13 protein-coding genes are annotated in these 13,151 nt (G+C 67.0%); 7 read left to right on the top strand and 6 right to left on the bottom strand.

The genetic code is table 11. From position 1 onward, the window contains the following. The first annotated feature begins 13 nt into the window (after positions 1-13). On the top strand, positions 14-1,102 hold the full coding sequence (locus EGH23_RS11995; protein ID WP_220580229.1) for a CNNM domain-containing protein: 1,089 nt from the start codon (positions 14-16) through the stop codon (positions 1,100-1,102). 30 nt (positions 1,103-1,132) lie between these two features. On the opposite strand, the gene EGH23_RS11990 is transcribed toward EGH23_RS11995, so the two are convergent. Then, positions 1,133-1,435, bottom strand: coding sequence for a cupin domain-containing protein (locus EGH23_RS11990; RefSeq protein ID WP_220580228.1), 303 nt, complete (start codon positions 1,433-1,435; stop codon positions 1,133-1,135). Between the two features lie 239 nt (positions 1,436-1,674). Between EGH23_RS11990 and EGH23_RS11985 the strand changes: the two genes are divergently transcribed. The 4 genes from EGH23_RS11985 (at position 1,675) to EGH23_RS11970 (ending at position 5,992) form a co-directional block, all read left to right on the top strand. Continuing rightward, the gene (locus tag EGH23_RS11985) at positions 1,675-3,063 is read left to right on the top strand and encodes a sugar porter family MFS transporter (protein WP_220580227.1); all 1,389 of its coding nucleotides are present in this window, start codon (positions 1,675-1,677) and stop codon (positions 3,061-3,063) included. 96 nt (positions 3,064-3,159) lie between these two features. After that, complete coding sequence (locus EGH23_RS11980; RefSeq protein WP_220580226.1) at positions 3,160-3,327, top strand: ribbon-helix-helix protein, CopG family; 168 nt, start codon at positions 3,160-3,162, stop codon at positions 3,325-3,327. 135 nt (positions 3,328-3,462) lie between these two features. Next, positions 3,463-4,695, top strand: a complete 1,233-nt coding sequence (locus tag EGH23_RS11975) for an MBL fold metallo-hydrolase (protein ID WP_220580225.1) — start codon at positions 3,463-3,465, stop codon at positions 4,693-4,695. A 52-nt stretch (positions 4,696-4,747) separates the two neighbouring features. Then, on the top strand, positions 4,748-5,992 hold the full coding sequence (locus tag EGH23_RS11970) for a hypothetical protein (RefSeq protein WP_220580224.1): 1,245 nt from the start codon (positions 4,748-4,750) through the stop codon (positions 5,990-5,992). A gap of 52 nt (positions 5,993-6,044) precedes the next feature. Here the strand turns inward: EGH23_RS11970 and EGH23_RS11965 are convergent, their stop codons facing one another. The 3 genes from EGH23_RS11965 to EGH23_RS11955 all read right to left on the bottom strand — a co-directional run bounded on the left by EGH23_RS11965 (position 6,045) and on the right by EGH23_RS11955 (position 9,436). Then, the gene (locus EGH23_RS11965) at positions 6,045-8,000 is read right to left on the bottom strand and encodes a PAS domain S-box protein (protein WP_220580223.1); all 1,956 of its coding nucleotides are present in this window, start codon (positions 7,998-8,000) and stop codon (positions 6,045-6,047) included. A gap of 103 nt (positions 8,001-8,103) precedes the next feature. Then, positions 8,104-8,790 carry an SOUL family heme-binding protein gene (locus EGH23_RS11960; RefSeq protein WP_220580222.1) on the bottom strand — a complete coding sequence of 229 codons (687 nt, stop codon included), beginning with the start codon at positions 8,788-8,790 and terminating at the stop codon, positions 8,104-8,106. Between the two features lie 361 nt (positions 8,791-9,151). Beyond that, entirely contained in the window at positions 9,152-9,436 is a 285-nt protein-coding gene (locus tag EGH23_RS11955; protein WP_220580221.1) for a WNWW family protein, read from the bottom strand. Positions 9,437-9,648: 212 nt separating this feature from the next. Here EGH23_RS11955 and EGH23_RS11950 point away from each other — a divergent pair, with 212 nt between their 5' ends. Continuing rightward, complete coding sequence (locus EGH23_RS11950; protein ID WP_220580220.1) at positions 9,649-9,918, top strand: DUF7571 family protein; 270 nt, start codon at positions 9,649-9,651, stop codon at positions 9,916-9,918. Positions 9,919-10,187: 269 nt separating this feature from the next. Here the strand turns inward: EGH23_RS11950 and EGH23_RS11945 are convergent, their stop codons facing one another. After that, positions 10,188-11,042 (bottom strand): sulfurtransferase, encoded by an 855-nt coding sequence (locus EGH23_RS11945; RefSeq protein WP_220580219.1) that lies wholly within the window; start codon positions 11,040-11,042, stop codon positions 10,188-10,190. Between the two features lie 266 nt (positions 11,043-11,308). On the opposite strand from EGH23_RS11945, the gene EGH23_RS11940 reads away from it, so the two are divergent. Then, positions 11,309-12,094: a sulfurtransferase gene (locus EGH23_RS11940; protein WP_220580218.1), complete on the top strand. Its 786-nt coding sequence runs from the start codon at positions 11,309-11,311 to the stop codon at positions 12,092-12,094. A gap of 13 nt (positions 12,095-12,107) precedes the next feature. On the opposite strand, the gene EGH23_RS11935 is transcribed toward EGH23_RS11940, so the two are convergent. Continuing rightward, the gene (locus EGH23_RS11935) at positions 12,108-13,112 is read right to left on the bottom strand and encodes an AI-2E family transporter (protein WP_220580217.1); all 1,005 of its coding nucleotides are present in this window, start codon (positions 13,110-13,112) and stop codon (positions 12,108-12,110) included. Positions 13,113-13,151 lie beyond the last annotated feature (39 nt).

The raw sequence follows: 13,151 nt of genomic DNA, 5'->3' as shown, positions 1-13,151 counted from the left end.
CAAGCCGGAGGCGATGGAAACTCCTGTAATCGCCGCCAGACTGTTGGCCGGGTTGGCGCTCATCCTCGCCAACGGATTCTTCGTCGCTATCGAGTTCGCGTTGACCCGGGCCAGACAGTTCACCGAAGACGAGTTCATCGGCGACAGCAGCAACCGCGCACTGGAGCGGGCGTGGGAGATGACGAACAATCTGGAAATCTATCTCACCACCTGCCAGGTCGGCATCACCGCGTCCTCCATCGCCGTCGGTATCGTCGCCGAACCCGCCCTGGCGGCGATATTCGAGCCGATATTCGCCGGCTCCCGACTGGCCGGTATCGGTATCGGTGCCGCCATCGCGTTCTTCATCATCAACCTCGTCCACCTGACTCACGGCGAGCAGACGCCGACGTATCTGGGCGTCGAGCGGTCGCGCCTCGTCTGTCGGTACGGCGCGGCCCCGCTGTACTGGTTCAACTGGCTCATCTCGCCGCTCATCACGCTCGGCGACGCCGTCGCGAAGTGGACGCTGAAGCTGTTCGGCATCGAGATGACCGGCGCGTGGCTCGAGACCGAAGAGGACGTCATCGAGTCGCGGGCGGACCTCCGGAACAAGCTCGGCTCGGTCCTCGACGAGGGCGACATCCCCGAGGAACGCCGCGAGGAGGTGCTGGCCGCGTTCCAGGTGGGCGACCGCGAGGTCCGAGACGTGATGGTCCCGGCAGCGGACATCGTCTCGCTGTCGATCACCGACGACAACGAGTCCAACGCCCATCGAGTCGCCGAGACGCCGCACACGCGGTATCCGCTCGTCGACGGCGGATTAGACGAGTTCCTCGGCATCGTCTACGTTCCGGAACTGTTCAGGAAGCAAGACGAGGACTCGGTCGGCGGGACGCCGCTCTCGGAGGTCGACCTCGAAGAAGTCGCCGCGCCGCCGATGACGATAACCGCCGACACGTCGGTCAGTGACGCGATCGACCGGTTCCAGGCCGAGAACCAGGAGCTGGCCTTCGTCGTCGAGGACGGCGAGGTCGTCGGAATGATCACCGTCACCGACCTGCTGGAGGAAGTGGTCGGCGACATTCAGGACCCGATGGACGCGAAAGCCGGCGTGGAGTAAGCGGTCGAGTTCGCGAACCGACCCGACCGACTAGCGCGGCGGCGTGTAGACGTTGAGCGTCCGTAGCGGCGCGTCGCCGTCGTTCTCGATGCCGTGGCGCTCGCCCGCCTCGATGCGGAGCAAGTCGCCCGTCTCGATGCGCTGTTCCTCGCCGTCGACGGTCACCACGCCCGTCCCCGAAACGGCGAACAGCCACTGGTCGCTATCGGCGTGGTAGTTGTCGGGACCGCCGACGCGCTTTCCGGGATCGACCGTCATCTCCGCGACCTGTGCTTCGTCCGTCTCCATGACCACCTCGAAGTAGCGGTCGAAGTCGAGATGCGCCCGCTCCATAGCGGACGGTCACGCGGCGGCGACGTGTCGGTTTCGAATTCGCCAACGGATCGGTCGCGTCGCCTGCCACCGTCGCTCGGCATCTCAGAAATCCGTGAAGTTCGATAAGACGAAGTATATTATAAAAACTATATATTATGGATAACAACGGCAGACGTAGGTGGTTCTAGTATATTATCCATTATTGATAGCTTCGAACGATTCATAAGCCATATCGAACAACGTAGAGATCGTACACCATGTCTACAGCCGACATCCGGAGCGTCCTGCGCGGCGGTGGAGATCGGTTCATCTACCTCTCGTCCGCGCTGGCCGCGCTGAACGGCCTGCTGTTCGGGTTCGACACCGGCATCATCTCGGGCGCGTTCCTCTACATCAACGATACGTTCGCGATGTCGCCGCTGGTCGAGGGCATCGTGATGAGCGGCGCGATGGCCGGCGCGGCGGCGGGCGCGGCTCTCGGCGGGAGACTGGCCGACACGCTGGGGCGGAAACGGCTCATCTTACTCGGCGCGGCCGTCTTCTTCGTCGGCTCGCTGACGATGGCCGTCGCCCCCACCGTTCCGGTGCTCGTCGCCGGGCGGCTGATCGACGGCGTCGCCATCGGCTTCGCCTCCATCGTCGGGCCGCTGTACATCTCCGAGATCGCGCCCCCGCGCATCCGCGGGTCGCTCACCTCGCTCAACCAACTGATGGTCACCGTCGGCATCCTCGTCTCGTACTTCGTCAACTTCGCGTTCGCCGACGCGGGCGCGTGGCGCTGGATGCTCGGCACCGGGATGATCCCCGCCGTCGTCCTCGCCATCGGGATGCTGAAGATGCCCGAGAGCCCCCGCTGGCTGTTCGAACACGGCCGCGAAGAGGAGGCCGAGGCGGTCCTCGAACGGACCCGGCAGGGCGACATCGACGAGGAGCTCGCCGAGATCAGAGAGACCGTCGAGAAGCAGTCCGGCACCGGCATCCGCGAACTGCTGAAACCGTGGCTCCGCCCGGCGCTCGTCGTCGGTCTCGGGCTGGCGGTCTTCCAGCAGATCACGGGCATCAACGCGGTGATGTACTACGCGCCGACCGTGCTCGAATCGACCGGCTTCGGCGACGTGACCTCCATCCTCGCCACGGTCGGCATCGGCGCGATCAACGTCGCCGCCACCGTCGTCGCCATCGCGCTCATCGACCGCGTCGGCCGCCGCCGCCTCCTGCTGACCGGTATTGGCGGGATGATCGCGACGCTGGTCGCCCTCGGCGCGGTGTTTTACCTCCCCGGGTTCGGCGGCATGCAGGGCATCCTCGCCACGGGCAGCCTGATGCTGTTCGTCGCCTTCTTCGCCATCGGGCTGGGTCCCGTGTTCTGGCTCCTCATCTCCGAGATCTACCCGCTCGCGGTTCGCGGCGGCGCGATGGGTCTGGTCACCGTCGCCAACTGGGGCGCGAACCTGCTCGTCTCGCTGACGTTCCCGCTGCTGACCGCGAACGCCGGCAAGCCCCAGACGTTCTGGCTGTTCGGCGTCTTCAGCCTCGCCGCGCTGCTGTTCTCCTACCGGTACGTCCCCGAGACGAAGGGGCGGTCGCTGGAGGCCATCGAGTCGGAACTGCGAGAGAACATCGGCACCACCGAAACTGCGGACTGAGCCGACACCGACCGGCCGTCGGCTATCCGCGTCACACGAGCGCCCGACGGCCGTCTGACGAGAGTATTTATCCGGGCGTCCCCTGCTTCGAACCCGATGAACGAGTCGTTCCTCGACCTCGACGAGGTCGAAATCGAACTGGAGGAGGCGGCGCTGGAGGCGCTCGACGAGAAGGCCTTCAAAGAGCATCGGGACAACCGCGACGCCGCGATCCGCGACCTGCTCGACGAGTGGCTGAAGGCCCGCGACGCCGACGAGGAGTGAGGCGAGTCGCGGCCGCCGATCGGTGGCTGTCTCGTCGGGTTCTACTCTCGGTGGGGAAGGCGGGGCCGCGGAGGCTGGACCGTCGCCGACAGAAAGCGACGAACACAAACGGAGCGCGGCGTTACCGGGAGCCGCATGGACGTTCGCTTTCTCGGCGGCGCTCGCGAGGTCGGCCGGAGCGCCGTCCTCGTCAACGACCGCCTCCTCCTCGATTTCGGGACGCTGACCGGGAACCCGCCGCAGTTTCCGGTCGAGACGCCCGATCCGGACGCGGTCGTGGTCAGCCACGGCCACCTCGACCACGTCGGGTCGGTGCCGTCCCTGCTGTCCGGCGACCGCCGCCCGCCGATCCACTGGACGCCGCCGACGCGGGAACTCGCGCTGACGCTCGCTCGCGACACGCTCAAGCTGCACGGTGGTACCTACGACTGCCCGTTCACCGAAGAGGAAGTGCGGCGCGTCACGCAGGTGTCGGAAACCCACGGCTATCGAGAGCGGTTCGAGGCCGCCGGCCACGAGGTGACGTTCTACGACGCGGGTCACATCCCGGGGAGCGCCCACGTCCTCGTCGACGACGGCGACACGCGACTGTTCTACACGGCCGATTTCCACACCGAAGACCAGCGACTGGTGGCCGCCTCGACGGCTCGCCCCGACGCCGACGTCGTCGTCTGTGAGAGCACGTACTCGGACGTTCACCACGAGGACCGGCGGCGTATAGAGGAACAATTTGCCGAGAGCGTCCGGACGACGGTCTGGGAGGGCGGGACCGTCGTCGTCCCCGCGTTCGCTATCGGCCGGACACAGGAGCTGCTGCTGGTCTGTGAAGCGAACGACGTCGACTGCTACGTCGACGGGATGGGCAAGGAGGTAACGAAGATGCTCCGCCGTCACCCCGAGTTCGTCCGCGACGAGGAGGCGCTCCGACGCGCGAAGTCCAACGCTCGCTTCGTCACCGGCCGGGACGGCCAGCGCAGGCGCATCGCGGAGCAGAACACGGTCATCGTCACGACGAGCGGGATGCTCTCCGGCGGTCCGGCCATGACGTACGTCCCCGCGATTCGCTCGAATCCGACGAACAAGATCGCGCTCACGGGGTATCAGGTCGAGGGGACGCCGGGTCGAGACCTGTTGGACACCGGTAGCGCCGAGATCGACGGCCGCGTGATGCCCGTGAGCGCCGGCGTCGAGTGGTACGACTTCTCCGCGCACGCCGACCGCGACGGGCTCTTCGAACTGCTCGACGAGTACCGGGACGCCCGTGTTCTGGTGAATCACGGCGACCGCTGTGAAGCGTTCGCCGCGGAACTCGACGAGCGGGGCTACGACGCGTCGGCACCGGCGGTCGGCGACTCGCTCACGGTGTAGCGTAGCGCTCGAAGCCGAATCTTCATGGTCCCCCTGCCTGAACGTGAGCGACATGGCAAGTGCGGCGGGCTCGTTGACCGAGCCGCGAGTTCTCGCACACACGAAGCGCCGCCTCTTTCCGGCGGACGCGAACGACGGGTACGTCGTCGCCGACACGCAGTTCGCGTCCGAGCGGTGGCTCGCGAACGAGTCTATCGATCCGGCTGTCAAGGAGACGCTCGCCCCGTTCAATCACGTCCGCGTCGGGTCGGGATACCCGGACCTCGTCGGGGTCCGCGCCCTCGACGACGACCTCCTCGCCGTCGACCGGCTCGGGGACGAACCGCCGCTCGTCGCCGTCGAAGCGAAGGGGTACACCGACGGTGGTGGCGTCGACGTCGAGCGCGTCGTCGTTCAGGCCTACGACCGGCTCGACGAGGCGAACGCCGCGTACCTCGCGGCGCCCGCTCGCGCGATCTCCCAATCCGCCCGGACGCTGGCGCGAGAGCTCAACGTCGGCGTCCTCGGCGTCGACGTCGACGGCGGGGTCGACCCGTTCGAGGTCCCGCGTCTCGTCGGCAACCGCACGACGACCGAGACCGACGCGATCCGATTTCAGGCGAGCGCGCAGGGCGTCGCGGACAAGTCGTTCGGCCTCAACCACCCGAAGAACTACCTCGCGTATCCGCTGGCGGCGTACCATCCCGACGAGACGGAGCACGTCCTCGCCGAACGGGTCGTCGGAGCCGTCGACGGCGCTCGGACGGGGGCCGCGTTTCTGGATCTCGTCGACGAGCGACCCGACCGCGTTCGGCTGACGCCGCTGGGGCGGGAAGTCGTCAGGTTCGCTCTCAGCGAGTACGGGTCCGTCGACGCCGCCTTGCGAGTCTTCGAGGAGTGGAAGCGGTCCCGGAAGCGGTTTTCTGACCTCGCACCGAAGTGGGGAATGCTGACCCGCCGCGTGGTCTACGCGTACCCGGCGACGCAACTGCTCGTCGAGGAACTCCAGGGGCTACACGGGGACGGGTTCGCCGAGCCGACGCTCCCGCAGCTCGTCGAGTACCTCCACGAACTCCACCCGTCCTTCACCGTCGAACTGTTCGTCCGCGGCGACGAGGCGGTTCGGAGCCGCCTCTTGGACGTCGACGGTGAACTCCGTCGGGCCGAGCTGGCAGACGGGAACGTGTACCACTCGCCGACCGTGTTCCAACTGAAGGCGATGTTATATCACGCCGGAATCCTGACCGCGCGGGGAGCCGAGCCGTCGAACTTGGACCCCGAAACGGACGTGTGGGCGCTCCGCGAGCCGCTAGGCTGAGCGGGCTTCGACGGTCGCAAGAGATGATCTGCATCGGAATATGTCTCGCTCCTCATCGGAAGAGAACGGTCGGGCGGCGCGCGGCGTTCGCGACCGGCTGGTCCTCCTCGATCGCGGGCAGGCGGAGGGTGGCGACGGTGCCGTCCTGCCGCCCGATCTGGAACGACCCGCCGTAACGGGTCACGATCCAGTTGACGAGCCACAGGCCCAGTCCCTTGCCGTGTTGCAGCGCCGTCTCCTCGCCGGCCTCGACGACTGCGGCTTCCATCGACGGGATGCCGGGACCGTCGTCGGCGACGGTAATCTCGACCCACCCGTCGGCCGCGCGAGCGGTGAGGCGGACGGTGGTGTCGGGGGCCGAGTCGTGGGCCAGCGCGTTCGCCACCAGTTCGTCGACGGCCCGTTCCAGTTCCGCGCCGGCACAGACGTCGGGAGCAGTTCCGTTCTCGACGGTGACCGTCGCCGCCGGAATCCGCTCTCGGTGGGCGGCGGCGACCGATTCGAGGAGCGCGGCGGCGTCGATGCGAGTCGGACGGGCGTCCCGTGCGGCGTAGGTCTCCAGTTCGTGCGCCCGCTCGCTCAATCCCACCAGCCGATCGACCGGTCGCCGGATTCGCGCCCCGACGTCTACGTCGGACGGCGGGTCACCGACGAGTTCGGCGTACCCCTGGATGACCGTCAGTTCGTTGCGGAGGTTGTGTCGGAGCACTCGGTTCAGGAGGCCGACGAGCTGTTCGCTTCGCTTCCGCTCGGTCACCTCCTGCTGGAAGCCGAGGAAGTGCGTGACCGTCCCGGTCTCGTCTTCGATGGGCGTAATCGTCATGCGGTTCCAGAACGGAGAGCCGTCCCGCCGGTAGTTGAGTAGCTCCGTCGTGACGGGGCGTTCGGCTTCGATGCCCTCGCGGAGCGTCGCCACCGTCTCGGGGTCGGTCTCCGGGCCTTGCAACAGTCGGAGGTTCTCGCCGAGTATCTCCGACTCGTCGTAGCCGGTGACGCTCTCGAAGGCCTCGTTCACGTAGATTATCGGGTCGTCCGGCTCGGTCGCGTCGGCGAGCGTGATCGGGACCTCCGCCTCGTCCATCGCTCGCGTTCGCACCCGGAGTTCCTCTTCCCGCTCCTTGCGCTCGGTGACGTCCCGGCCGACGCCCTGTATCGCCGTGACGTCCTCCCCTTCGACCACCGGCGTCGCGTTGACTTCGACGACGACCTCCGAGCCGTCTCTGTGATGGAACGTCAGCTCGAACTGTTCGACGGCGGTCCCGTCCAGCAGGCGGGAGAACGCGTCGAGGGCGTCGGCGGTGGCCGGGGAGGTCACGTGCCGCGTGAACAATTCACCGAGGAGCCGAGCGGGTTCGTAGCCGAGTATCCGCTCGACCGCCTCGGAGACGTACGTGAATCGACCGTCGGTATCGACTCGAAAGAGGACGTCGAAGCTGTTCGTCGCGATCCCCTCGAAGCGGCGCTTCTCCGCCCGGAGGTCGGCCGTCCGTTCGGCGCGTTCGCGCTCGTGCTCGCGGCGTTCGATGCCGCGGCCGACCAGTCTGGCGACGAGCTCGACGAACAGTTCCTCCGCCTCGGAGAAGGGGGCGTCCCGTTCGTCGCCGTCGGCGAAGCAGACGGTGCCGTAGACGTCGCCGTTCGCGACGACGCGGCTCCCGATGTACGACCCGAGCTCGAACGTCTCGTAGGCCGCCTCGGCGATGGACGAGGACGCCCGCGCGTCCTGCACGCTCAAGTTCCCCTCCAGTTCGACCGTCCGGCGGCAGTAGGCCACGCCGAGCGGGCACCGCTCGCCCGGGCGGATCCGGTCGTGGTCGCCGACCGTCTGCTCGATCCGCTGGACGTCGTCGACGACCCGCGTGAGAAATCCCAGTTCGACGCCCAGACGCTCCCGACCGGCCGAGAGCGCCGCCTCGATGGCGTCCTCGAGGGACTGACGTCTGTCGGCGAAAGCCTCGTAGACCCGCTCTCGATAGCGTTCGCGGGACTCGAAATCGGGATCCGTCATGGTCAGTTGCGCTCGGTGGCGACGCGTCGCGCGAGAGTACCGCATCGACCACTATGACTCTATGGGCGGCATATCAAACTCCGACGACGTCGGCCGGCTCCGGCTACGTCTCGCCCCCGCTCGGGAACGACCGCTCGTCGACGGTCACTTCGACCTCGTTGCGGCGCATAAAGGGCGGCGTCCACGGGTCGTTGTACTGGAGCAGCGTCGGGTCGCCGCGCGTCTCGATCCCCCGGTCGGCGAGCGTCTCGAAGAGCGCCTCGCGTTCGCGGGCGACGCGGCCCTCGGTGGCGTACCAGCCGAACTCGCGGACGGCGGCCGTCCGCGGCGGATCGACGACCAGTCGGACGGACGGGTCGGTCGGCACCGGTGCGGTCGCCGGCGTGTACGACGCCGGGAGGTAGAACGCCATGCGCACGCTCCCCGATTCGCCGTCGTCCCCGTCCGTGCGAACCGGCGTCGTGGAGACGTCGGTGCCGGTTCGGACCGGGGCGGTCATCCCGACGGTCGCCCCGTCGGTCTCGACGGGCGCGGTCATCTCGACGCCCTCGCTTCCCTCGTTTTCGCCCGAGATGTACCCGAACAGCCGCCGGAACGCGGCGCTCGCGCTGGGGGCCGTCGTCTCGACGAGCACCGTCTGCGGATAGTGCCGTATCTCGACGCCGTCGAGGCGGTCCACCGTCTCGGAGGGGACCTGTTCGGTCGAGCGAGTGACGTACAGTCCCCACCCCACCCACAGCGCGAGTGCGGCGGCGACCGTCCCGACTGCGGCTCTGAATCGCGATGACATGGGTGAACTACGCCCCCGAGCGGCAAAAACCTATAGACGCAGTAACAGGACGGGACAACGGTGAAATCGAAAATCCGGCAGACTGGGTCCGCTCTACCGTGAGAAGACCACTCGTGTGAGTTTGCGTACCACAACCACACAAACAATTATTATGATTGGTCGATAACGTAAGGACGTCATGGCGACAAGCCAGCAACCCCCGACAACGTACCACACGTGCAGTTGCGGCGAGGAGTTCGACACCACGGACGACCTCCTCGACCACGCACGAGAGGCACACGGCTTCGACGTATTCTGACGCTGGCAGCGCGGTCCCCGCTCGAACCGTCGGCGGGTTCGAAACGTCCCTCGGTTCGAAAAGCTACGAGCGCGTATCGACGTCCGGTCGGACGCTGAATCGAGCGTAGCCACCGTGAGAGAGGTCGAGCGCGCCCAACCACCAGTTCCACCGCTCGACGAGCGAGTAGTCCTCGGGAGCGTCCCGCAAGTTCCGGACGACGGTCTCGACGGTCAACTCGTCGTCGAAGTCGTCCTCGAACTGCCGAGCGTCCGCGAGGTCGCGCGCCTGTCGCGCGACGACGCTGGCGAGGTCGTCCTCGTCGCCGAACCGCTCGCGGAGCGCCGCTTCGAGTTCCTGTCGGTCCACAGTACTCAGAGGGCCGCTGGAGACTTGAACGTATGGCCGCCGGCGCGGACGGCTGTCGCACGTTGGTCTCGAGCGGGGTGGCTGCTACACCGCTGACCAGTGAGCGTCGACGCCGATCTCGACTGACGGCGTCTCCTGATTGCCCTCCCCTATCTGTCAGCTCCGGGACGTAGCTATTTATGGTATGCTAACATGGTCCAACGTGCACCGCCATGAAACCGTGCCACAACTGCCAGTCGGTCATCGACGAGTACCACCTGCACAAACAACTCGAGCCCCTGCGCGACCTCACAGTCGACGACTTCAACGTCTGTGCGGACTGCACGACCATCGTCGCGGACGCGTGCGTGGAGTGCGGCGGCGCGGTGTACGTCCCTCGGAGCGAATCGACCACCCCGGACTACTGCCCGGCGTGTCGGGCGGACCTCCTCGACCGTACCGGGAACGACCCCGGTTGGAACCGAACCTCCGTGTCGTTCTGAACGGTCGGGACCTTCACAGCCGATATTTTGGCCGATCGTGCCACTCTCCGATACCGAGAGTAACGGGTTATCGAACGGCCCGACACCGGCTGTACGGCGGCCAATCGATCGTCGACCCGCAGAAAAATGGTCGAAGTCGTCCCCGCCGATTAGCTGCCTCTCTCCGCGGCTCCCTGCAGTCGCCGTTCCGATTCGAGGCTTCGCGTTACTCGGCCTCGCCCTTCTCTGCGAGAAGGCAACTACGACCTCGCGCTAAAACGCTCGGCAGTTCAGTTGCCCTTCTCGATCGGCGCGCCGACGAGGTTGCCCCACTCGGTCCAGGAGCCGTCGTAGTTGATGGTGTCCTCGTAACCGAGCAGTTCGTGGAGCGCGAACCAGGCGACCGACGAGCGCTCGCCGATGCGGCAGTAGGCGACGGTGGTCGAGTCGCCGTCGATGCCGTGTTCGGCGTAGAGCTCTTCGAGCTCGTCGTAGCTCTTGAACGTGCCGTCGTCGTTGGTCACGGCCGCCCACGAGATGTTCTCGGCGCCGGGGATGTGGCCGCCGCGCTGGGCCGTCTCCTGCAGTCCGGGGGGCGCGAGGATCTCGCCGGAGTACTCCTCGGGCGAGCGGACGTCGACGAGGGGAACGTCGCGCTCGATGGCGTGTTCGACGTCGTCGCGGTAGGCGCGGATGGACTCGCGCGGGCCGGAGGCGTCGTAGTCGACCTCGGAGAACTCGGGGACTTCGTCGGTGAGCTCGTAGTCGTTCTCGACCCAGTACTCGCGGCCGCCGTCGAGCAGTTTGACGTCCTCGTGGCCGTAGTACTTGAACTGCCAGTAGGTGTAGGCGGCGAACCAGTTGGAGTTGTCGCCGTACAGTACGACGGTGGAGTCCTCGCTGATACCGTGAGAGCCCAGCAGGTCCTCGAAGTCCTCCTTCGAGAGGATGTCCCGCGTGGTCTGGTCCTGGAGGTCTGTCTCCCAGTTGAAGCCGATGGCTCCGGGGATGTGACCCTCGTCGTACAGTTCCGTGTCGACGTCGACCTCCGCGAGACGGAGATCAGAGTCGTCGCTCTGGAACTCGTCTAGACGCTCGCTGACCCAGTCGGCCGTGACGAGCACGTCGTTGGCGTATTCACTCATAGTGCGTTGAACCGTTGGTCCACCACCCATATATTACCACGAGTGTCGGCATGTACGACCACTCCTCCCCCCTGTCGGCATATGTTGCCTCCATCGAACGAATCCGCGCTGGTGATCCGCGACGCCGAGCGGCCCGGAACGAGGGACGGGGTAGCCGTTTCGGCGATTTCGGAAACCGAGTCGCGACACAGCCGGCAACAGTTGCCAGCACCTTCGACCGGTCCCGATGAGAGTCTTCAAGCGGGCGGAGCGGGAACCGACGGGCGATGACAGACATCGTCTCCGCGTCGTGGGTCGCCGACCAGGGCGCGGACCTGCGCATCGTCGACGTCCGGGACGGTTGGGAGTACGACGGCCTCGGTCACCTGCCGGGGGCCGTGAACGTCCCCTTCGACGAGTTCCGGACCGGCTCCGGCGGCGAGGGGATGCTGCCGAGCGACGAGGAGTGGGCCGCCCTGCTCTCGGAGGCGGGTATCGACGCCGACAGCGAGATCCTGGCCTACGACGACCACCACGGCGTCTTCGCGGCGCGGTTTCTCGTCACCGCCGAGCTGCTCGGCCACGACCCCGAGCGGCTCCACTTACTCGACGGCGACTTCTCCAGTTGGCAACTCAAGCGCGGAACGGAGAGCGAAGCTCCCGACGTCGAGCCGACGGAGTACGGCGTCTCGCCGCCGGAGACGACGCCGCTCGTGGACGCCGAGACGGTGGCCGACGCCGCGGACGACCCCGACGCCGTCCTCGTCGATACCCGCGAGGACGAGGAGTACGCCGCGGGTCACATCCCCGGCGCGGTGCTGCTGGACTGGCGCGACCTCGTCGACGACGAGACCCGCGGCATCCTCCCGCGCGAGGACGCGCTGGCCGCCCTCGAATCGGCGGGCGTCGTCCCCGAGAAGCGGATCGTCCTCTACTGCAACACGGCCCGGCGCATCAGCCACACCTACGTCGTCCTCCGGCACCTGGGCTTCGAGGACGTCGATTTCTACGAGGGCAGCCTCACGGAGTGGGAGGAAGAAGACCGGCCGCTGGAGACTGGCGAGGCCGAGTGAAGCGCGGAGTCGACTACGACAACTGCTGCTGTTCCGGCCCGCGCTCCTCGGCCAGTAGGTTCGCCGCCTCGACCAGGAGCGCGACGACGACCGGCCCGGCGATGAAGCCGACCAGCCCGAGCGACAGCACGCCGCCGGTGAAGCCGACGAAGTAGAGGCTGGCGGGCATCCCCGTCGTGTAGCGGGCGAGTCGCGGCCGGATGACCGCGTCGGGGAGGAAGCCGACGAGGACGAGGCCCAGCACGGTCACCAGCACCGCCCCGACGAAGTCGCCCATGACCGCGTCCGCGACGGCGATGGCGACGACCACCACGCTCGGCCCGACCACGGGGACGAACTGGAGGATGCCGGCGACGACCGCCAGCGAGAACGCGCTCTGATAGCCCAGCAGCGCGAAGACGACCCACGCCATCGCGAACGTGCCGAAGGCCGTCGCCACCTGCAGGACGTAGAGGGCGTACAGCGTCCCGCGCAGGCGTTCGTGAAAGCGCGTGACGACGTCGTGATACGGTTGCGGAACCGTCCGGTACACGACGCGACCGGGGGCGCTCGGCTGCCACAGCATCGCGTAGACGAGGATCGTGAACAGCACGACCTTCAGCGCGAGGATGGGGGCCGCGCTGGCCAGACCGACCGCGAAACTCCCGAGGAAACCGACGGCGTCCGAAAGCGTCGCTCCGAGGTCGACCGTGTAACGCATCTCGCCGAGGACGAGCGTCACCGAGTCGGGGATCTGTCGGAGGAACCCGAGGAGGTCACGGCGACGGAAGTACAGCACGGCGACCGGCGGCAGGAGGACGAGCGACCCGCCCACGAAGGCGACGAGGGTCGTCACCGCCGCCGCGAGCCGCTCGGAGAGCCCGTGACCAGTGAACCACTCGGAGAGCGGAAAGAGGACGTAAGCGACGGTTATCGCGAAGAAGACGGTCGCCAGCACGGTCGACAGGAGAACCGTCGTCAGCAGTCCCAGTCCGACGAGCAGACCCGCGAGCACGTACCGTCGCTGCTGCGTAACCACGCCCTACCTTTCCGAGCGGGTGACTAAAACGTTCCTGCG

This window comes from Haloarcula nitratireducens (assembly GCF_019599505.1).
Note: the sequence above shows the minus strand (reverse complement) of the source record. Positions and strands in the feature narration are given on the sequence as shown.